The following is a 20,444-nucleotide window of genomic DNA, read 5'->3' as shown; positions in this document are numbered from 1 at the left end:
GGTGACGTTCAGCGCACGAGGCGCGCGATCGCGGCCGATGCCTCATGCAGTTTGTCGGCGGCGACTGATCCGCCCTCGGCGGCGGCGGAGGCGACGCAGTGACGCAGATGATCGTCGAGGAGTTCGAGCGCGACCCGTTCGAGCGCCTTGGTCGCCGCAGAGACCTGCGTGAGGATGTCGATGCAGTACTCGTCCTCCTGCACCATGCGGTGCACACCGCGGACCTGGCCCTCGGCGCGGCGCAGTCGCTTCAGCAGCGCGTCCTTGTGCTCGATGTAGCCGTGCGAGTGCTCTTCGGCAGCCGCCTCCGTGACTTCGTTCATGCGAGAACTGTACCCGGGTTCACCCGTCCGTTCGCCGACGGCGGAGCAGGCCGACGATACCGCCGCCAATCAGTACGAGCACGGCGAGCCAGATCGCGATGTACAGCGGATACTCGCCCGGCGCGATGCGCTCGCCGTTGAGCATCGACGCGCCGACGAGGAGCGCGGGCTCGAGGTAGCCGAGCAGCCCGAACACGCTGATCGTCAGCAGGCGAGAGGCGAGGATGTAGCAGACGAGTGCGAAGCCGGTGCCGATGCCGAAGACGGGGCCGAGCCAGAGCAGCGTCGGATTCACGGCGAGCGCGGTGCCGACCACCAGCTCGCGCGCGAGCAGGATCGCCGCGATCGGGCTCATCGCGACGAACTCCCAGAACATGCCGCCCAGGTGTGCGAAGCCGAGCGTGCGCCGGAGCACGAAATAGACCGGGTACCCGATCGCGACGAGCAGCGTCTCCCACGAGACGCCGCCGGCCCGCACGAGTTCGAAGGCGACGCCGACGGCCGCGATCGCTGCTGCGGTCCACTGCCACCACAGCAGCCGATCGCGGTACACGAACTTACCGACGAGCACGAGCATGAGGGGAAGCAGGAAGTACCCGAGTGCCACCTGCAGCCCCCGCCCGTGGAGCGGCGCCCACGTGAACACCCAGAGCTGCACCGCGATCAAGGCGCCGCACGCGATCACGCCGAGCGCGAGTACGGGGGCCAGGCGGATCCTGCGCGCCAGCTCCGCGACGAGATACCACTGCCGTGCGGCGAGCAGCGCCAGCGCGATGATGGGGATGGCGCAGAGCGTCCGCAGGGCCCAGATCGCCTCCGCCGGAGCGGGCGCGAGGAGCGGCGTGATGAAGTAGATGCCCGCGAACAGCACCGAAGAAGCGACCGAGACGATCGCTCCTCGTGATTCGCGGCTCGGTGAGCCGGCCACTCCTTACAGGTCGATTGCGCCGATGACTTCGCCGTACGGCGTCTCGCCGATCGGGGTGAAGCCGATGTGGAGGAAGAAGCCCTCCGGCCCGTCTTCGCCGCGCTCCCACAGCACGGTGACGCGCGTGAAGCCCTGGCGGCGGGCCTCCTCGATGAGCGCGTTGACGGCGAAGGTGCCGACGCCGGTTCCCTGCGCCTCCGCGTCGACATTGATGCGCCAGAGCGCCGCCTTGAACTCCTCCTGCGAGGCATCGGGGTCGAAGTTCCCGTGCACGAAGCCGACGACCTCGTCACCGCGGAGCACGACGCGCTGCCATGCGGTGTGCGCCGGTGTCACGGCCGCCGCAGCCGCGTAGGAGACCGGCGTGATGAACTGCTCCTGACCCCGCTTCAAGCCCAACGTATTCACGGCGACGATGGTCGCTGCGGAAAGCTCTTCGAGTCTCAGGTCGCTCATGAATCAAGGCTAGCGCCTCGCGCCGTTCGCGCAAGGATCACCTGCAGGATCTTCGCTGCGGCCTGCCCTCGCGCCCGCTTCGCCCCACTGTGCGCGGGGCGAAGCGGGCGCGGGCTGCTCAGGAGAGGCGGGCGCCCGACTCCGCGTCGAAGACGTGCACCCGCTCGGGGTTCGGCGCGAGCGTGACCACATCGCCGGCTTCCGGGTGCACGCGTCCGTCGACGCGCGAGACGACGTCGGTGCGCACGCCGTCGATGTCGGCGTGACCGTACAGGTACCCGTCGGCACCGAGCTCCTCGACGAGATCGACCTCGACGCGGATGCCGGCGTGCTCATCCGATACGACGGACAGATCCTCCGGGCGCATGCCGATGGTGAGTGCGCCGCTCGCCGCGCTCCTGCGGATGGAGGTGGCGAGGGGAACGTCGAGCGATCCGGATCGCGCCGTTTCGCCCGTGACCGTCGCGGGGATCAGATTCATGGCGGGTGAGCCGATGAACCCCGCCACGAACACGTTGCTGGGCGTCTCGTACAGGTCGCGCGGCGTGCCGATCTGCTGCAGCACGCCCTCTTTGAGCACCGCGATGCGATCGCCCATCGTGAGGGCCTCGGTCTGATCGTGCGTCACGTAGACGGTGGTCACGCCGAGGCGACGCTGCAGCGAGGCGATCTGCGTGCGGGTCTGCACACGGAGTTTGGCATCGAGGTTCGAGAGCGGCTCGTCCATCAGGAAGACCTGGGGCTGGCGCACGATCGCGCGGCCCATCGCCACGCGCTGCCGCTGACCGCCGGAGAGCGCCTTCGGCTTGCGGTCGAGGAACTCCTCGAGATCGAGCATCCGCGCGGCTTCGCGCACGCGCTCCTCGCGCTCCGCCTTCGAGACGCCGGCGATCTTGAGCGCGAAGCCCATGTTGTCGGCGACCGTCATGTGCGGGTACAGCGCGTAATTCTGGAAGACCATCGCGATGTCGCGATCCTTCGGGGGCACATCGGTGACGTCGCGTTCGCCGATGAGGATGTGCCCGCCGTCGATCTCCTCGAGGCCGGCGAGCATGCGCAGGGTGGTCGACTTGCCGCAGCCCGAGGGGCCGACGAGCACGAGGAACTCCCCGTCGCCGATGTCGAGGTCGAGCGCATCGACCGATGGTCGCGATGCTCCCGGATAGACCCGGGTGACGCTGTCGAACGTAACTGTTGCCATGATGTACTCCTCTGCCGGCAGGCACGTGCCGGACGATCCGTTGCAGTGGAAGACGGCTGCATCGCCGTCGGTACCCGGTTCGGGTGATCCCACCCTAGGGGAGCGCGGGTGCGCGGCGCTACGGGTGATTCGCGAGCGAGGCTGCAGCGGCCCGGGCCGCCCATGGGGTCGCCGGTGACGGCGAGATATCTCGATGTCGAGATACTCAAACTGTCTCGGGTAGGATGAATCCCGGCTCATACACGACGAAAAACGGGAGAAGCGTTGGCGAAGATCAAGGTTGAAGGCACGGTCGTCGAACTCGACGGCGACGAGATGACCCGCATCATCTGGCAGTTCATCAAGGACCGCCTGATCCACCCCTACCTCGACGTCACCCTCGAGTACTACGACCTCGGCATGGAGCACCGCGACGCCACCGACGACCAGGTGACAATCGACGCTGCGAACGCGATCAAGAAGCACGGCGTCGGCGTCAAGTGCGCGACGATCACCCCCGATGAAGCGCGCGTCGAGGAGTTCGGCCTGAAGAAGATGTGGCGCAGCCCGAACGGCACGATCCGCAACATCCTCGGCGGCGTCGTCTTCCGCGAACCCATCATCATCTCGAACATCCCGCGCCTCGTGCCCGGCTGGAACAAGCCGATCATCATCGGCCGCCACGCGCACGGCGATCAGTACAAGGCCACCGACTTCAAGGCGGGCGCCGGCAAGGTCACGCTCACCTACGAACCCGCCGACGGCTCGGAGCCGCAGCAGTTCGAGGTCGTCACCCTGCCCGAGAGCGGCGGCGTGATCCAGGGCCAGTACAACTTCAACGATTCGATCCGCGACTTCGCGCGCGCCTCGTTCAAGTACGGCCTCTCGCGCGACTACCCGGTCTACCTCTCGACCAAGAACACGATCCTCAAGGCCTACGACGGCCAGTTCAAGGACATCTTCCAGGAGGTCTTCGACGCCGAGTTCAAGGAGCAGTTCGAAGAGCGCGGTCTGAGCTACGAGCACCGTCTCATCGACGACATGGTCGCATCGGCCATGAAGTGGGAGGGCGGCTACGTCTGGGCCTGCAAGAACTACGACGGCGACGTGCAGTCGGACACGGTCGCGCAGGGCTTCGGATCGCTCGGCCTCATGACCTCGGTGCTGATGACGCCGGACGGCCAGACGGTCGAGGCCGAGGCGGCGCACGGCACTGTCACGCGCCACTTCCGCCAGCACCAGCAGGGCAAGCCGACGTCGACGAACCCGATCGCCTCGATCTTCGCCTGGACGCGCGGCCTCGCGCACCGCGGCAAGCTCGACCAGAACCAGGAGCTGATCGACTTCTCGGAGACCCTCGAGGACGTCGTCATCAAGACCGTCGAGTCGGGCAAGATGACGAAGGACCTGGCACTGCTGGTCGGGCCGGATCAGGGGTACCAGACGACCGAGGAGTTCCTCGCGTCGATCGACGAGAACCTCGCGGCGCGTCTCGGCTGATACGTCGCGCGTCTGAGACGGGGATCGGGGCTTCGGCGCCGGTCCCCGTTTTCGTGCGCCCGGCAGGATGGGCGTGCGGTTTCGGGTGACGGGGCGCGGCGCTCCGCAGAGTGCTCGGCGTTCGGCAAGCCGGGTTCGCGTGATGCGGGCTTGCCGAATGCGGATCACTTGCGGATCGTCGACTCGCGGACGTCGAGGGTCGCTCGGGGCACCTCGAGCGGCACTGTCAACGGGATGCCCTCGGCGAGTTGCACGGCGACCTCGACCGCGCGCGCCGCGATGCCCTCCGGGTGAAGATCGAGCGTGGTGACGCTGGGGCGCGAGATGCGATTCTGCAGCGCGCCCGAACCTGCCGCGAGTAGCAGATCGTCGGGTACCCGGATGCCGTGCTCGCGCGCTGCAGCATTCAAGCCGGCGGCGTGGCGTCCGGTCAGGCAGAAGAGCCCGTCGGGGCGGGTGCCCGAGGCGGCGCCGAAGAATCGCTCGATGGCGGCCGGCCCGATCTGTTCGCCCTCGGCCTCGGGGAACGCCGCAATGTCGGGCACCTGCCCGCGATGTTCGCACCAGGACCGGTACGCCGCTTCCGATTCCCGATTCCACGCGTTCTCGTCCGTGCCGGTGAGGAGTGCGATCCGCTCGGCTCCGGCATCGACGAGGTGATCGAGTGCGAGCACGGTCTCCTCCCAATCACGTGTCGCAAGCTCGACGAACCGCCCGGGCCGTGCAGGGTCGGATCCCACCGATACGAAGGGGATGTGGCGTTCGGAGAGCATGGTGAGCACCGGGTCGTTCTCGAAGGGCTCCGACACGATGTAGGCATCGGCCGCGGTGGCGCTCACGGGCGCCCCCGGTCGTGTGGGGTCGTCGACGAGCATCATGCTGTACCCGCGCTCCATCGCTGCGAGCGAAGCTGCCCCCGCCATTCGGAGGAAGTAGTCGACGCCTTCGGGGAGGAAGGTGTCGAGCGATCGAAGCGGACGGATCACGAGAGCGAGAAGGCCGAGTCGCGAACTCTGCAGGCCCTGCGCGATCGGGCTCGGGCGGTATCCGATCTGCGCTGCCACGAGCGCGATGCGGTCGGCAGTCTCCTGGCGCACGACGCCCTTCCCGTTGAGGGCGTGCGAAACCGTCGTCGGAGAGACACCCGCGGCTTTCGCTACGTCTTTGATGGTCGGTCGCCCGCTCGATTGCACCTGGTCAGAATAGCGGGTCATAGGCGGGCGAAGCGGGCCGGAAAAACCTTGCCGATTCGAGCACCGTCACCGAACCGTAACAACCAAACCGTTTTTTACAAACCGTTTTGGGTGCTAGCATCACCGATGGGTCTTCGCCCGGCCGGCGCCGGGATGGGGAGCTTCAACGATGAAACTTCGAATGGAGAACAACGTGAAATTCGCACCGATTCGGGCGTCGATCGCCCTGCTCGCCGTAGGCGGACTGGCCCTCGCAGGTTGCGCGACAGGAAGCCGGGGAGGGGACGCGTCCTCGTCGACTGCAGGCGGCGAACTCCTGCAGACCACCCCGGAGGCGACGGCCGAGGCCGAGACGGTCACCTGGAACTCGACCTACGGCGAGCTCGCCAGCCTCGATCCGGTGAAGGCCTTCAACTACCCGGAGAACACCATCGTCTCGAACCTCTGCGAGCCGCTCTTCGAGATGCAGCCCGACTTCTCGGTGCAGCCCAACCTCGCCACCGAGTCGAACACCGACGACGGCAAGACCTGGACCTTCGGCATCCGCGACGACGTCACGTTCTGGGACGGCACGCCGATGATGGTGGACGATGTCGTCTACTCGATCAACCGTCATCTCGACCCCGCCGAGGGCAGCTACTGGGGCGGCGGCGTCGTCGCGAACATCGCGAGCGTCGAGGCAACCGGCGAGCACGAGGTGACCATCACGCTCAACACCCCCGATTACACGCTGCCGTCGTCGCTCAGCACGATCATCGGCGTCGTGGTGCAGCAGGCGCAGCGCGAGGCCGCGGGCGAGAACTACGGCAACCCCGAGACCGGCGTCATGTGCACCGGCCCCCTGAAGTTCACGCCGGGAGACTGGCAGCAGGGCCAGTCGATCACGCTCGAGCGCAACGACGACTACTGGGACGAGGAGGGGCGGGCGATGGCCAAGGCGGTCGAGATCGGCTTCGTCGTCGATCCGACCGCGATCGCGAACGGACTCGGCACCGGTGAGATCCAGGGTTCGTACGATGTGCCGCTGCCGGCGCTGAGCCAGCTGGAGACCAGTGAGTCCGGCGAGCTCTATGCGGGCCAGGGAATGCAGAACATGGCGATCATCTCGACGGGCGAGGGCGTCTTCGGCGACCCGGCGGTGCGTCGCGCGCTGACTCGCGCTACGGATCGCCAGGCGATCGCGGATACCGTTTACGAAGGCACGGGCACGCCCGCACGCTCCATCGTTCCGCAGTCCCCGTGGGATGCGGTCGAGGAGATGGCACCCGGCGTCGCCGAGCTGCGCGACGAGCAGCTGCCCGATCTGAGCTTCGACATCGAGGCGGCGAAGGCCGAGCTCGAGGAGGCCGAGGTCGACCTGACGCAGCCCATCAAGATCGCGTACCCGAGCGAGCGCAGCTTCTACGCCGACATCCTGAACGAGATGGCGAACGGGGCGAAGGAGCTCGGGATCACGCTCGAGCCGACGGGCGTGCCGAGCGCCCAGTTCGGCGCGTTCTTCTCCGATCCGCAGGCGCGGGCGGGCTTCGACGGGTTCGTCACGACCAACTACCTGAGCGCGCCCGATCCGCTGCTGCACCTCATCAGCATCGCCAAGACCGGGAGCGACCAGAACTACTCGGGCTTCTCCGATCCCGCGGTGGATGCGGCGCTCGACGCGGCCATCGGCGAGAGCGACGACGCGGAGCGGGCGAAGCTGACGGTTGAGGCCGAGGCGCTCATCATGCAGCAGCAGCCGTGGGTGCCGATCAACGATCTCGCGGTGCGCATGTACATGGACGAGAGCATCACGGGCGCCCCCGCCTCCTTCGTGTACCTCTACTACCCCTGGGCCGCCGACCTCGGCGCGGCTGCCTGAGCGGAGCTCTCCGCAGGAAGGGATCGTCCATGATCTACGTGTGCAAACGGCTCGGAGCGCTGATCGCGGTGCTCGTCGTCTCCAGCTTCATCGTGTTCTCGGGGATGTACCTGGCCCCGGGCAGCCCTGAGCAGTTCCTCGTGCAGGGGCGGACGGTGAGCCCCGAGGTGCTCGCCGCGATCCGGGCGCAGTACGGTCTCGACGATCCCTTCCTCATCAGGTACTGGCACTGGCTCACCGACGTGGTCCAGGGAGACCTGGGCCGGTCGCTGATCACCCAGCAGGACGTCACCACCCTCGTCGCGTCGCGCATCCCGACGACGCTGTACCTCGCCGCTTTCGCGGCACTGCTGATCATCGTGTTCGGGATCGGGCTCGGAGTGCTCGCCGCAACGCGCTCGGGAGTCTTCGAGAAGATCGTCGTGTTCGGCTCCAACCTCGGATTCGCGGTTCCCACGTTCTTCGCCGCTCTGGTGCTCATGTTCATCTTCGGCTCGAACCTCGGGTGGTTCCCCGTGTCGGGGTCGGGCCAGGGGTTCCTCGATCGGCTCTGGCACCTCACCCTGCCCGCGATCGCGCTCGCGTTCCCCGGCATCGCGGTGGTGGCGCGCATCACGCGCACCGCGGTGCGCGAGGAGCAGGGGTCGGAGCACGTGGTCATGGCGATCGCGCGCGGCGTGCCGAAGCAGCTCGTGCTGTGGCGGCACACCATCCGCAACTCCATGCTGCCGGTGACGACCGTCATCGGCACGCAGATCGCGGGCCTGCTCGCGAGCGCCTTCGTGATCGAGTACGCGTTCACGCTCGACGGCATCGGCTCCCTGCTCGTGAACTCGGTGCAGAAGAAGGACTTCGCGGTCGTGCAGGCGATCGCGCTGGTCATGGTGCTGGCGTTCGGCATCGTCAACCTGATCGTCGATCTGCTGTACTCCGTGATCGATCCCCGAGTCCGACTCAGCAAGGGAGTGGCGGCACGATGACCACCCAGAAGCCCGCGCGCGAACCGGGCACCGGCACCCGCGCGCAGAACACCATCGCCGTCCAACTGCTGCGCAAGCACCGGAACGACGTGCCCGTCTCGGGCTGGCGTCTGCTCTCCAGACGCCTCGGGCCGGTCGGCGTGGGCAGCCTCGTCGTGATCGCGCTGGTCGTGCTCATGGCGATCCTCGCCCCCGTGATCGCCCCCTACGACCCCTACGCAGGCGGCGTCACCGCGCGACACGAGGCCTGGAGCCTCGCGCACCTGATGGGCACCGACCAGTCGGGTCGGGACATCCTCTCCCGCATCATCTGGGGTGCGCGCACGAGCCTCATCGGTCCGGCGATCGTCGCAGTGGTGACCGCGGTGCTCGCGACCCTGCTGGCACTCACCGCGGTCTGGTTCGGCGGCCGCGTCGACGCGCTCATCAGCCGCGTGCTCGACATCCTCTTCGCCTTCCCGAACATGCTGCTCGCGATCCTCGCGGTCGCGATCTTCGGGCCCTCAATGCTCACTGCGTCGCTCGCGCTCGCGATCGGCTTCGTGCCGTACTCGGCGCGCGTGATCCGCTCGGTCGCACTCCGCGAGCGGAACCTGCCCTACGTCGCCTCGGCCCGTCTCCAGGGCATCTCGGGCTTCCTCATCACCGTGCGGCACATCCTGCCGAACGTGCGCACGCAGATTCTGACGGGCATGACGATCAACTTCGGCTACGCGATGATCGAGCTCGCGGCGCTCTCGTTCCTCGGCCTCGGGGTGCAGCCGCCGACGCCCGACTGGGGCCTCATGGTCTCGAACGGCCAGGCGTCGCTGCAGCAGGGGTACTGGGAGCAGAGCATCTTCGCGGGCCTCGCCATCGTGATCACCGTCGCCGCGTTCGGCTACGTCGGCGAGCAACTCGGCGGGCGCCGCGCCGCAGGAAGGATCCGCTGATGCTGAACGTCGAATCCCTCGTCCTCACCGTCACCGACCCCGACACGGGGCAGTCCACCGAGATCCTGCACGGCAACTCGTTCGCGCTCGGCGCCGGCGAGTCGCTCGGGCTCGTCGGCGAGTCGGGCTCGGGCAAGTCGATGACGCTGAAGTGCATCCTCGGCATCGAGCCGTCGGGCGCCCGCGTCGCGGGATCCATCACGCTCGATGGCACCGACCTGTTGAGCGCCGGCGGCGAAGAGCTTCGCCGAATCCGCGCGAATGATCTCGCCCTCATCGCGCAGAACCCGCATGGGTCGTTGAACCCCGTGCTGCCCGTCGGTCGCTTCCTGGTCGAGGGGATGAGCGACGCACGCTCGCTCCCGGCGGCGGAGGCGCGCACCCGTGCAGCCGATCTGCTGCGCCAGGTCGGCATCACCGACACGGAGCGCGTGCTGCGCTCGTACCCGCACCAGCTCTCGGGCGGCATGCTGCAACGCGTGGTCATCGCGGGGGCGATGTCGGGCGAGCCGAAGCTGCTGCTCGCCGACGAGCCGACCACCGCGCTCGACGTCACCACGCAGGCCGAGGTCGTCGCGATCCTCGATGAGAAGCGGCGCCAGCACGGGCTGTCGATGATCTACGTCACCCACGACCTGGACCTCGCCGCCGCCATCTGCGACCGTCTCGCGGTCATGAAGGACGGCGAGATTCTCGAGATCGGCACCCCCGAGGAGATTCGGGATCGGCCGAAGACCGACTACACGCGGGCGCTCATGTCGGCGCGCCCCCAGTTGTACCCCGAGGGGCGCAGCGCGCCGGCGCTCGACGACGAAGCCCACGCGAGCACGGAGGACCGCGCATGACCACGACGCCCCCAGACGCAGCCCCTCACGGTCGGGCGGAGCCGATGATCGAGGTCGAGCGCCTCGAACGGACCTTCCACCTGAGCCGCACGGCGCGCGTCACCGCGCTCGACGACGTCTCGTGCGCGCTCCGGCCCGGAACCTGCCTCGCAGTCGTCGGCGAGTCGGGGTCGGGCAAATCCACGCTGGCTCGCGTGATCGTCGGCCTCGAGACCGCCGACGCGGGCACGGTGCGGATCGCCGGAACTCCGGTGCACCCCACCACCTCCCGGCGGGCGCTGCACGAGCGAGCGAAGCTCGTGCAGATGGTCTTCCAGGATCCGCAGGGGTCGCTGAACCGTTCGCTGCCTGTCTCGGCGACGATCACCGAGATGCTCCTCGCGCACCGCCCCGACCTCGATCGTGCCGGGCGGCGGGCGCGCACCCTGGAGCTGTTCGCGGAGGTGGGGCTCACCGAGCGCCACGCCGACGCCAAGCCCGAGGCCCTCTCGGGCGGGCAGAAGCAGCGCGTCGCCATTGCACGCGCGCTCGCCGCGGAGCCGCGGGTGATCGTGCTCGACGAGGCGGTCTCGGCGCTCGACGTGTCGGTGCAAGCGCAGGTGCTCGCTCTGCTGAAACGGCTGCGCACAGAGCACGGCCTGTCGTACCTGTTCATCACCCACGATCTCTCGGTGGTGCGCGACATCGCCGACGACGTCGTGGTGATGCGCTCGGGCCGCATCATCGAGCGCGGCAGCGTCTCCGACATCCTCGATCGGCCGCACGATCCGTACACGCGGCTCCTCCTCGCCTCCGCTCCGCGGCCCGGCTGGAAGCCCCGGCGCGGCCTGCGCGACGCACTGGCCGCGGGCCCGTCTACGTGACCTGCGTCGTCGCACCCCACCTGGCGGGCGCCCGCCCGCCACACACAGAAAGCACCCCTGCATGACTCCACAGACCGACCGCCTCCACCTCGACGTCATCGGCGAGAACGCCCACGCGCTCGGGGTGAGCCGCGGTGCCGCGCTCCGCGGCACGCTGCCGACGGCATACGCGAAGTACGCGGAGCTGTTCCGCATTCTCGGGGTGACCGAGGCGATGGAACGCGATGGCGTCACCCGCGTCGTCACGGCGGTCGACGCGTGGCGGCCGGAGCTGATCGAGCAGCTCCGAGGCGTGGCCGAGGGGTCCGGCGTGCCGTTCGCGCACGTCGTGGCGCTGAACGCGCGCACGGAGCTGATCGCGCTCGGCACGCGGAGCGCGAGCGAGTGCTCGACGGTGACCGCCCGTGTCGGCGCGCACCGGCTCGGGGTGCAGACCTGGGACTGGCACGTCGAACTCGACGCGTACTGGCACACGCACACGGTGACCGGGCACGGCCTCCGCTACGCGGGCCTCACCGAGCAGGGCATTCTCTCGAAGATCGGCGTGAACGAGGCCGGCCTGGCGCTGCACTTCAACATTCTGGGGCACGCGAGCGACGGGCCCGACGGCGTGCCGATGCACCTGCTCTCGAGCACGGTGCTGTCGGAGTGCGCGACGGTCGACGAGGCGGTCGCCCTGGTGCGGGCCGCTCCGATCGCCTCATCCTCCGCCTTCACGATGCTCGACGCGAACCGCGCCGTCTCGCTCGAGATCAGCCCGGTCGGAGTGTTCGAGATCTCCGAGGTCGACGGGTCTGTGCAGCGCACGAACCACTTCCAGCACGCGGAGCCGCACGCGCAGCAGAAGACGGAGCTCTACGAGCCCGATTCGACCGACCGGCTCGAGCTCGTGCGCGAGCGGTTGTCGTCGGGCCCGCCGGAGTCGGCGGCCGAACTGGTGCGCCTGCTGCGTTCGGGGCCCGGCCAGCCGCCGCTCACCTGCGTGCCCGACATGACGAAGGAGTACGGAGACCGCTGGGCGACCCTCGCGACGATCGTCTCCGACCCCGACGCGCGTACCATCCGCATCTTCGACGGCATGCCCGAAGCGTCGGAGTCGGAGGAGTGGCGGGTGCTCACCGTGTGAGGTGCGGCGAACGGGGCGCGGCGCTCCGCGGAGTGATCGGCGTTCGGCAAGCCCGGTTCGCGTGATGCGGGCTTGCCGAACGCGGATCACTTGCGGAATGCAGGTGCTTGCGACGACGGAAAGCCGTGCTCGCTGGCATAAAACGTTTTACGTGCCTATGCTGGCGACTGCCCCGCACATGTCGGGCTGATCCTCGCAAGGAGACTCACATGCACACGTACCCGAGTTACGTCGCTCCATCGGGCCGAGCCATCACGGAATTCGTGAAGGATCATCCGTTCGCCGTGGTCGTCAGCTCCACGGAGGGGGCGCCCCTCGCCACCCACGCTCCCATCGTCTTCCCGCCGGGGCGCGAACCGGGGGACACCCTGGTCGGAACCCGTCTATGGGGGCACATCGGCCGGGCCAACCCGCACTGGAAGCACTTCGCAGACCGCCCCGAGGCGCTGCTCGTCTTCTCCTCTTCGCACGCGTACGTCTCGCCCAGCACCTACGAATTCACTCCGGCGGTACCGACACTGGACTACGCGGCGGTGCACCTCACCGGTCGTGTGACCGTGCTCGAGGAGCCGCACGAGAACCTCGCCGTGGTGGAGCAGACGGTCGCGCAGCTCGAAGCGGCGCGCGCCGAACCGTGGAATCCTGAGGGGTCGCGGCACGTGTTCGAGAAGATCCTCGACGGGGTCGTCTCGTTCACCATCGATATCGAGAGCGAAACGGCGATGTTCAAGCTGAGTCAGGATATGCCGGAGGACGTGCACGGGCGCGTGCGGCAAGATCTCGCGGAGGGCGACCGTCGTCACCCCGATGTGGCCGCGCTGATGGAGCGGGTCGGGGTCTGCCCTCACCAGGGGCGGGGCTGATGCGTCTCAGCGCTCCCGCTGAGACGACCGGCGCACGATGAGCTCGGATTCTACGAGGCGGCGGCCCTCGGGCGACTCGCCCCGCGTGATCTGAGCGAGGAGCGCCACGGTCTCCCTCGCGAGCACCTCGGGGCGCAGGTCGATCGCGGTGATGGGCGGCTCCGCCGTGCGCGTCTGCGCCGCATCCGTCCCGCACGCGAGCAGATAGTGCTCCGGTGCGATGTACCCCTGTTCGCGCATGGCCTCCTGGATGCCCGCGGCGTGGCGGCCGGTCAACGAGTAGATCGCGTCGGGCACGCCCGAGTCGAGGAGTCGGGGTACCAGGTCGCGTCCGCCGGCCTCGCCGAGACCCTCCGGACTGCGGAAGAGCCTCGGGGTGACGTCGCGCTCTGCGCACCACCCCAGGTACGCATCCTCGGCGTCGGCATTCCAGGAGTTGTCGTCGGTGCCTCCGACGAACGCGATGTCACGGGCCCCGTTCTCGGCCAGATGATCGAGCGCAGTTCGCGTGGCGGCAGCGTCGTCGGAGGCGACCCAGTTCGACGCGGTCGGCTTGCCGGGATCGCGTCCGAGCGTGACGTACGGGATCGACCGGCTCTCGAGCAGGTCGACCACCGGGTCGTCGCGCACGGGATCGGTGACGACGTAGCCGTCGAGCGAGAACGCCAACGGGGTGACCGGGCCCTTCACGAGGTCGGCGACCTGCATCAGGCTGAGCCCGTGATCGAGCGCGCTGACCGCGGCCGCGCCGGCGAACCGGAGGAAGTAGTCGACACCGGGCGGGCTGTAATCCGCCAGTGCGTCGAGCGGCCTGAGCACGATGCCGATCACACCGATCCTCGAGCGCCGCAGGCCGCGCGCGAGGGCGTCGGCCTGATAGCCCATCGCCGCCGCGATCTCCCGAATGCGCTCGCGGGTCTCCTCCGAGAGCGTGCCCTTCTCGTTCAGCGCGTGGGAGACGGCCGTGATCGAGACGCCCGCCCGCGCGGCGACATCTTTAATGGTGACGTTGCGGTGCGCGGCCACGTGACCTCCTTTGATCCTGTGATGAGCGTAGCGCTCCGTGCTCCCATAAATCGATATATGCAACGTTTGATGACAATTCGGTCACGCAATTGCATAAAACGATTTACCCAGCTAACTTGATCTCTCAAGGCTTCCCGCCCCGGCGCGGAGCCCCGGAATCGTAACGTTGCGATCCCGCTCACCACGGTTGTCGAAGGAGTCAGTACGGTGTTGAAACTTCCACGCAAGCGCGCCAGAGTCGCCTCGGGCGCTGCACTCGCACTCGGCCTTGCCTGTGTGCTCAGTTCGTGCGCGGCGCCCTCGGGCACCGGAGCCGGGGAGCAGGAGGAGGCGGCTCCCGGCTTCCTCGCCGTCGCCGACGACGCGCTCGACGGGCAGGGCGCACTGACCGTTCAGCTCGACTACGACACGAGCGAGGCGGACGGACTCGACCCGGCGACCGCGCAGACCGCGCGCTCCTGGAGCATCATGGGACTGGTCTACGAGACGCTCGTGACCGCCGACGAGAACTTCGAGATCACGCCCGAGCTCGCGACTTCATGGGAGCAGCCCGATGACACCACGTACGTGTTCACCATCGACACGACCGCGACCTTCTCGAACGGTCGCGCACTGACCGTCGACGACGTGGTCGGCAGCCTCCAGCGCCAGGTCGACAGCATGAGCGTCTGGTCGGGCCAGATGGGCCCGGTCGAATCGATCGAGGCCACCGGCGACGACCAGGTCACCGTGCGATTGAGCAGCCCGTACGCGCCGTTCCTCGCGGCGCTCGCGAACACCCCTGCAGCCATTCTTCCCATGCAGGAGGTCGAAGACGGAAGCCTCGACCTCACGACAACGATGCTCGGAACCGGCCCCTACACGGTCGACGCGCATCGTCAGGATGAATCGTGGACGTTCTCGGCGAACCCGAACTGGCGCGGGGGCGACGACCTCGCGGTGCAGACGCTCGAGTTGCAGATCGTCGATCAGGAGACCACTCGTCAGGCAGCGCTCCGCGAGGGCAGTGCGGGTCTCGCGAACTTCGGCAGCATCGATGCGCTCACCCAGCTCGCCGACGCGGGCGACGTGCGGGTCGTCAACCAGACCCAGAGCGACTTCTACTACGTCAACGTGAACTCGCAGGTCGAGGGGTCGCCGCTGCAGGACCAGGACGTGCGATTCGCGATCAACACGGCGATCGACCGTCAGGCGATCGCCGACATCGTCTTCGCGGGCGAATCCGCGCCGACCGGCGTGACCCCGTCCAATCTGCCGGGGGCGTGCGCCGTCGATGCCCTGCCATCGGAGCAGGCCAGCCTCGACGATGCACGACAGGTCATCGAGGACTCGGGGGCCGCCGGCACGACCCTCGACATGATCGTGTACACCTCCGAGCCGGTGATGGGGCAGATCGCCCAGCTGGTGCAGCAGCAGCTCGCCGAGATCGGAGTCACGGTCAACATCGAGCAGTTCGACACCGCCACGTACAACGCGCGCGTCTTCACCGCGCAACCGGGCGATTTCGATCTCTCGCTCGGCTGGTTCGCCGGGTACGTGGACCCTTCGATGGTGACGAAGTGGTGGAACCCCGAACAGGCCGGCTTCAACGTGGGCTTCACGGGCGTGCACGAGGACCTGAACGAATTGATCACCGCGGGAGCCGAGGCCACCGACCCCGACGAGCGTGCAACGGTGCTCGCCGATCTCTGCGCGACCGCCGACGAATACTCCGAGATCGTGCCGCTCGTCCACCGGCCCTCCATCATCGGGTACGACTCCGCTGAACTCAGCCCGACGATCCAGAGCAACGAGGGGTACGGCGACATCTTCCGGGACATCACCGCGTACCGCCTTCCCGCCGCCTCCGAGTAACGAAGGACGGGCATGCTGCAACAACTCCGATGGTCCGCCGGGCGGGTGGTGAGTGCGCTCATCACCCTGCTCGGGGTCTCGATCCTCATCTTCGCCGCGGTGAGGCTGATGCCGGGCAGCTACGAGGACATCATCCTCGGGCCCCTCGCATCGCCCGAGGAGCGCGCCGCGCTCGCCGCGGCATACGGACTCGATCGGCCGCTCGTGCTCCAGTACTTCTCCTGGATCGGCCAGATCTTCTCCGGCGACCTGGGGACCTCGTTCGTCACCCAGACCCCGGTCGCCGTCGAGCTCGGCGCGCGCATTCCGGTGACCGCCCTGCTCACGGTCGTGGCGCTGGTGATCACGGTGGCGGTCGGGATCCCGCTCGGAGTGTGGACCGGGGTGCGATCGGGCGCGAAGCAGGGCGGCGCCATCGGACGCGTCGTATCGGGACTCGGCATCAGCGTGCCCGAGTTCGTACTCGGCAGCGTCGTGGTGTTCGTGTTCTCCAGGCTCGCGCTCGGCATCCAGGTCGGCGGGTTCTCGCAGGTCGGGGCGGGCTTCGGCCCGACCGTCCAGGCGCTGCTGCTCCCGGCGATCGTGCTCTCGGTGTTCTGCGTCGCCGCGTCGGCGCGGACCACCCGCGACGCGGTCATGAACGTGCTCGTCGAGCCGCACATCGCGGCCGCGGTGGCCCGAGGCGAGACGCCGTGGCACATCGTTCGCCATCATGTGATGCGGAACGCCGGCATCCCGATCCTCACCCTCCTGGCGACCATCACGGCGTACCTCCTCGGAGGCGCGGTGATCGTCGAGACCATCTTCAACATCCCCGGCCTCGGCTCCTTCATGGTGACCGGCCTCGATCGACGCGACTTCGCCGTCGTGCAGGCATCGGTGCTCTTCGCCGCGACGGTGTTCATCGTCGTGAGTCTCGTCCTCGATCTGATCACGAGCGCTCTCGACCCACGTGTGGCCGTCACCGGGAAGGCAGGATCATGACGACGTACTCCCTTCCGCTCGTCCGTCGCAAGCGCGGGGCGACGACCCGCCGAGCCAGAGACGGGCTCTTCATCGCGTCGGTCGCGACGCTCGCGGTGATCGTCGGGATCGCGGTCGTGGCGGCAGTCGTGCCGTTCGCCGGCGATCCGGCCAAGATCGTCGGTCCGCGCCTGAGCGCGCCATCCGGTGCCGCTCTGCTGGGCACGGACGCGCTCGGCCGGTCGGTGCTCGCACGCCTCCTCGAGGGCATCGGCACCACGCTGGTGCTCTCGGCCATCGCCGTGCTCTGCACCGCCGTGATCAGCGTGATCCTCGGCATGGTCGCGGGGTACCTCGGCGGGTGGACCCGTGAGGGCGTGATGCGCTTCGTCGACGTGCTCTACTCCTTCCCGTCGATCGTGCTCGCGATTCTGATCGCCGCTGTCGTCGGCCCCGGGCAGATCGCGGCCCTGGCGAGCATCGTGCTCGTCACCGTTCCGCTCATGACGCGTATGGTGAGTGCGGCCTCGATGGCGGTTGCGAAACGCGACTTCGTGACCACCGCCCGGATCAGCGGCGTCTCGGGCCCGGTGATCCTCTTCCGGCACGTGCTCCCCAACATCAGCGGCACGATCGCCGTGCAGGGCACGTACGCGCTGTCGGTCGGCATCCTGGTCGAGGGCGGCCTGAGCTTCCTCGGATACGGGGTGCAGCTGCCGCAGTCGTCGCTGGGGCTGCTGATCCAGGAGGGGTCGAGCTACATGGTGCAGGCGCCGTGGCTCCTGTTCTCGCCCGCCGTCGTGCTGGTGCTCGCCATCCTCGCCATCAATCTCGTCGGCGACACGCTGCGAGATCGCCTCGATCCTCGCGAGACAAGGAGCCTCGTATGAACGCGCTCGCCCCCGTTCCATCCGTCTCGATCACGGGCCTCAGCGCCGAGTATCGCTCGCGACTCGGAGTGAACCGCGCGCTCGACGAGGTGTCACTCGACGTCGCGAGCGGCGAGCTGGTCGCGATCGTCGGGGAATCCGGATCCGGCAAGACGACGATATCCCAGGCGATCGGGCGGATGCTGCCGCGCGCATGCCGGATCACTGCGGGCGAGGTGCGCGTGCACGGACACGACCTCGCGACGCTCTCGCCCGACGAGGTGCGCCGAGTGCGTCGCGAATCGCTCGGATTCATTCCGCAGGATCCGATCGCCTCACTCGACCCGACGATGCGCATTCGTCGGCAACTCGAGCTCGCTCTGAAGCCCCTGGACCGGCCGACCGACGCGGCCTCGCTCACCGCGCTGCTCAGCAGCGTCAAGATTCTCGAACCCGAGCGCGTGCTGCGCTTGTTCCCGCACGAGGTCTCGGGGGGCATGGCGCAGCGCATCGCGATCGCCCTCACCATCGCCCGCGAACCGAGCATTCTCATCGCCGACGAACCGACGGCGTCGCTCGACGCCCAGGTGCGCGACGAGATTCTCGAACTGATCGTCGACTTCGTGCGGCGATCGGGTGCGAGCCTCATCTGGATCAGTCACGACCTGGGCGCGGTGCGCAAGTGGTGCGATCGCGTGGTCGTCATGCATCGGGGCGCGATCGTGGAATCGGGGCCGACCGTTCGAGTGCTCGATGCTCCCGAAGCCGACTACACGCGCACGCTCGTGGCGGCCATACCGGCCCGAACGCGCGCGCCCCGCGAACGGGAGGACCACGCATGACCGCGGAATCGAGTGCCGTGCTGGAGATGCGCGATGTCAGCGTCGCCTTCACGAGCGGTGCCGGCGCCAAGCGGCGCACGGTGCGGGCGATGAACGAGGTGAGTCTCGGCGTCGCGCCCGGGGAGACGCTGGGGCTCGTCGGCGAATCCGGCTCGGGCAAGACGACGACGGCCGCCGTGGCGCTCGGATTGCGCACCCCCGACAGCGGTGAGGTGCGTCTGCTCGGTCAGCCGCTGAGCCGCTCGCGCAGAGCCACCGCCGGCAAGATCCAAGCCGTGCTGCAGCATCCGCACTGGTCGCTCAACCCGCGGAGGCGCGTCGGCGAATCCGTCCGAGAACCGCTCACGGTGGCGCGACGCGATCTCAGTCGCGAGCAGCAGCGCGCGCGGGTCGGCGACATGCTGGAGCAGGTCGGCCTGAATCCCGGCTTCGCCGAGCGCTACCCCCACGAGCTCTCGGGTGGTCAGCGTCAACGGGTGTCGGTCGCTCGGGCGCTCGTCACGGAGCCGCGCTTCATCGTCTTCGACGAGGCCGTCAGCGCTCTCGACGTCGCCGTCCAGATGCAGATCCTCGCTCTGATCCGAGAGCTGCAGCAGGAGCACCGCTTCGGTGCGCTCTTCATCTCCCACGATCTCGGCGCCGTGCAGCGCGTGGCCGACCGCGTCGCGGTGCTGTTTCGAGGCGACCTCGTCGAAACCGCTGGCACCGAGCACTTCTTCGCCGCCCCGGCACATCCCTACTCGCAACGACTCCTGGAGACCCTGTGAACAGCACACCGCATGCACCGCACGAGCACGCGCTCGCCGAGTTCGACCCCGGCATCACCGTCGACCCCGCCCCGCGTCTGGCGGGAACCCCCGTCTTCGGAGGGCCGGGCAACGGCGATTTCGATCTCGTCCCGGTGCGCAGCGACGGGCGCGAACGGCTCGCCTTCGACTTCCCGGGCGTGCGCATCGGGTCGGCGCACTACGCGGAGGGGCCCACCGGGGCGACCGTGATTCACGTACCGGCCGGGGCGCGCACCGCTGTCGACGCGCGCGGAGGGGCGGTCGGGCTCTCCGGCGGGTACGACTTCAACCACGCCGTCTGCCTCGCGGGCGGATCGGTGTACGGCCTCGAAGCCGGTGCCGGCGTGAGCGATGCGCTGCTCGAGCGCTTCGAGAACCGCACGGGGTTCGCCGACCTGCAGCTCGTCTCCTCGGCGATCATCTACGACTTCTCAGCACGCTCCACATCCGTGCACCCCGATCGCGAGCTCGGTCGGGCCGCCCTCGACTTCGCGGTCGAGGGCGAGTTCGCGCAGGGTCGAGCCGGCGCCGGCATGAGCGCGTCGTCGGGCAAGGTCGATTGGGAGCGCACCGAGATCACCGGACAGGGCGCCGCGTTCAGGCAGATCGGCGATGTCCGCATCCTGGCGGTCGTCGTGCCGAACCCCGTCGGGGTCATCCTCGACCGGGCCGGGCGCGTCGTGCGCGGCAACTACGACGCCTCCACCGGCGAGCGCCGCCATCCGGTGCACGACTACGCCGAGGCGTTCGCGGAGCATCGCGGCGCCGAGACGCAGTCGGGCAACACGACCATCAGTGCTGTGGTCACGAACGTGAAAATGAGCGCGGTCGAGCTGAATCAGTTCGCCAAGCAGGTGCACAGCTCCATGCACCGAGGCATCCAGCCCTTCCACACCGATATGGACGGCGACACGCTCTTCGCCCTCACGACGGATGAGATCGACCTGCCCGCGAACCCCGGTTCGTCTCGCGGCCGTCTCTCGGTGAATGCCACTGCGCTCGGGGCCATCGCCTCCGAGGTCATGTGGGATGCGCTGCTCGAAGCAGCGAAGTAG

Annotated in this window: 20 protein-coding genes; 14 read left to right on the top strand and 6 right to left on the bottom strand. The window is 68.4% G+C overall.

The genetic code is table 11. From position 1 onward, the window contains the following. Positions 1 to 8: 8 nt before the first annotated feature. The 4 genes from PQI23_RS07965 to PQI23_RS07950 all read right to left on the bottom strand — a co-directional run bounded on the left by PQI23_RS07965 (position 9) and on the right by PQI23_RS07950 (position 2,908). Positions 9 to 323 carry a metal-sensitive transcriptional regulator gene (locus tag PQI23_RS07965; RefSeq protein WP_339973286.1) on the bottom strand — a complete coding sequence of 105 codons (315 nt, stop codon included), beginning with the start codon at positions 321 to 323 and terminating at the stop codon, positions 9 to 11. 19 nt (positions 324 to 342) lie between these two features. Beyond that, positions 343 to 1,251, bottom strand: coding sequence for an EamA family transporter RarD (gene rarD / locus PQI23_RS07960; RefSeq protein ID WP_339973284.1), 909 nt, complete (start codon positions 1,249 to 1,251; stop codon positions 343 to 345). A gap of 3 nt (positions 1,252 to 1,254) precedes the next feature. Continuing rightward, complete coding sequence (locus PQI23_RS07955) at positions 1,255 to 1,707, bottom strand: GNAT family N-acetyltransferase (protein WP_339973283.1); 453 nt, start codon at positions 1,705 to 1,707, stop codon at positions 1,255 to 1,257. Between the two features lie 118 nt (positions 1,708 to 1,825). Further along, the gene (locus tag PQI23_RS07950; protein ID WP_339973281.1) at positions 1,826 to 2,908 is read right to left on the bottom strand and encodes an ABC transporter ATP-binding protein; all 1,083 of its coding nucleotides are present in this window, start codon (positions 2,906 to 2,908) and stop codon (positions 1,826 to 1,828) included. Between the two features lie 264 nt (positions 2,909 to 3,172). Between PQI23_RS07950 and PQI23_RS07945 the strand changes: the two genes are divergently transcribed. Next, positions 3,173 to 4,387, top strand: a complete 1,215-nt coding sequence (locus PQI23_RS07945; RefSeq protein WP_339973279.1) for an NADP-dependent isocitrate dehydrogenase — start codon at positions 3,173 to 3,175, stop codon at positions 4,385 to 4,387. Positions 4,388 to 4,551: 164 nt separating this feature from the next. On the opposite strand, the gene PQI23_RS07940 is transcribed toward PQI23_RS07945, so the two are convergent. After that, a complete protein-coding gene (locus tag PQI23_RS07940; RefSeq protein ID WP_339973278.1) occupies positions 4,552 to 5,601 on the bottom strand; it encodes a LacI family DNA-binding transcriptional regulator in 1,050 nt (349 codons plus the stop codon). A gap of 172 nt (positions 5,602 to 5,773) precedes the next feature. Here PQI23_RS07940 and PQI23_RS07935 point away from each other — a divergent pair, with 172 nt between their 5' ends. The 7 genes from PQI23_RS07935 to PQI23_RS07905 all read left to right on the top strand — a co-directional run bounded on the left by PQI23_RS07935 (position 5,774) and on the right by PQI23_RS07905 (position 13,047). Further along, positions 5,774 to 7,438 carry an ABC transporter substrate-binding protein gene (locus PQI23_RS07935; protein WP_339973276.1) on the top strand — a complete coding sequence of 555 codons (1,665 nt, stop codon included), beginning with the start codon at positions 5,774 to 5,776 and terminating at the stop codon, positions 7,436 to 7,438. 29 nt (positions 7,439 to 7,467) lie between these two features. Continuing rightward, positions 7,468 to 8,418 carry an ABC transporter permease gene (locus PQI23_RS07930; RefSeq protein WP_339973274.1) on the top strand — a complete coding sequence of 317 codons (951 nt, stop codon included), beginning with the start codon at positions 7,468 to 7,470 and terminating at the stop codon, positions 8,416 to 8,418. Continuing rightward, entirely contained in the window at positions 8,415 to 9,350 is a 936-nt protein-coding gene (locus tag PQI23_RS07925) for an ABC transporter permease (RefSeq protein ID WP_339973272.1), read from the top strand. The genes PQI23_RS07930 and PQI23_RS07925 overlap by 4 nt, the downstream gene beginning before the upstream one ends. Then, entirely contained in the window at positions 9,350 to 10,195 is an 846-nt protein-coding gene (locus tag PQI23_RS07920) for an ABC transporter ATP-binding protein (RefSeq protein WP_339973270.1), read from the top strand. The genes PQI23_RS07925 and PQI23_RS07920 overlap by 1 nt, the downstream gene beginning before the upstream one ends. Continuing rightward, positions 10,192 to 11,058, top strand: a complete 867-nt coding sequence (locus PQI23_RS07915; RefSeq protein WP_339973268.1) for an ABC transporter ATP-binding protein — start codon at positions 10,192 to 10,194, stop codon at positions 11,056 to 11,058. The genes PQI23_RS07920 and PQI23_RS07915 overlap by 4 nt, the downstream gene beginning before the upstream one ends. Positions 11,059 to 11,119: 61 nt before the next feature. Next, the gene (locus PQI23_RS07910) at positions 11,120 to 12,184 is read left to right on the top strand and encodes a C45 family peptidase (RefSeq protein WP_339973266.1); all 1,065 of its coding nucleotides are present in this window, start codon (positions 11,120 to 11,122) and stop codon (positions 12,182 to 12,184) included. A gap of 209 nt (positions 12,185 to 12,393) precedes the next feature. Beyond that, complete coding sequence (locus PQI23_RS07905; RefSeq protein ID WP_339973264.1) at positions 12,394 to 13,047, top strand: FMN-binding negative transcriptional regulator; 654 nt, start codon at positions 12,394 to 12,396, stop codon at positions 13,045 to 13,047. A gap of 6 nt (positions 13,048 to 13,053) precedes the next feature. Here PQI23_RS07905 and PQI23_RS07900 read toward each other — a convergent pair whose 3' ends face one another. Next, on the bottom strand, positions 13,054 to 14,073 hold the full coding sequence (locus PQI23_RS07900) for a LacI family DNA-binding transcriptional regulator (protein WP_339973262.1): 1,020 nt from the start codon (positions 14,071 to 14,073) through the stop codon (positions 13,054 to 13,056). Between the two features lie 207 nt (positions 14,074 to 14,280). Between PQI23_RS07900 and PQI23_RS07895 the strand changes: the two genes are divergently transcribed. From PQI23_RS07895 to PQI23_RS07870, 6 genes are read left to right on the top strand one after another with little or no spacing between them, the layout of a single operon-like run. Beyond that, positions 14,281 to 15,927, top strand: coding sequence for an ABC transporter substrate-binding protein (locus tag PQI23_RS07895; RefSeq protein WP_339973260.1), 1,647 nt, complete (start codon positions 14,281 to 14,283; stop codon positions 15,925 to 15,927). Positions 15,928 to 15,939: 12 nt separating this feature from the next. Further along, entirely contained in the window at positions 15,940 to 16,911 is a 972-nt protein-coding gene (locus PQI23_RS07890) for an ABC transporter permease (RefSeq protein WP_339973257.1), read from the top strand. Further along, positions 16,908 to 17,780: an ABC transporter permease gene (locus PQI23_RS07885; RefSeq protein ID WP_339973255.1), complete on the top strand. Its 873-nt coding sequence runs from the start codon at positions 16,908 to 16,910 to the stop codon at positions 17,778 to 17,780. The genes PQI23_RS07890 and PQI23_RS07885 overlap by 4 nt, the downstream gene beginning before the upstream one ends. Then, complete coding sequence (locus PQI23_RS07880) at positions 17,777 to 18,601, top strand: ABC transporter ATP-binding protein (protein WP_339973253.1); 825 nt, start codon at positions 17,777 to 17,779, stop codon at positions 18,599 to 18,601. The genes PQI23_RS07885 and PQI23_RS07880 overlap by 4 nt, the downstream gene beginning before the upstream one ends. Further along, on the top strand, positions 18,598 to 19,368 hold the full coding sequence (locus PQI23_RS07875) for an ABC transporter ATP-binding protein (protein ID WP_339973250.1): 771 nt from the start codon (positions 18,598 to 18,600) through the stop codon (positions 19,366 to 19,368). The genes PQI23_RS07880 and PQI23_RS07875 overlap by 4 nt, the downstream gene beginning before the upstream one ends. Further along, the gene (locus tag PQI23_RS07870; RefSeq protein ID WP_339973248.1) at positions 19,365 to 20,444 is read left to right on the top strand and encodes an endo-type 6-aminohexanoate oligomer hydrolase; all 1,080 of its coding nucleotides are present in this window, start codon (positions 19,365 to 19,367) and stop codon (positions 20,442 to 20,444) included. Before PQI23_RS07875 ends, PQI23_RS07870 begins: the two co-directional genes overlap by 4 nt.

It is taken from the genome of Leucobacter sp. USCH14 (genome assembly GCF_037619215.1).
Classification (GTDB): Bacteria; Actinomycetota; Actinomycetes; order Actinomycetales; family Microbacteriaceae; genus Leucobacter.
The sequence above is the reverse complement of the archived record's forward strand: the minus strand, read 5'-3'. Positions and strand labels throughout refer to the sequence as shown.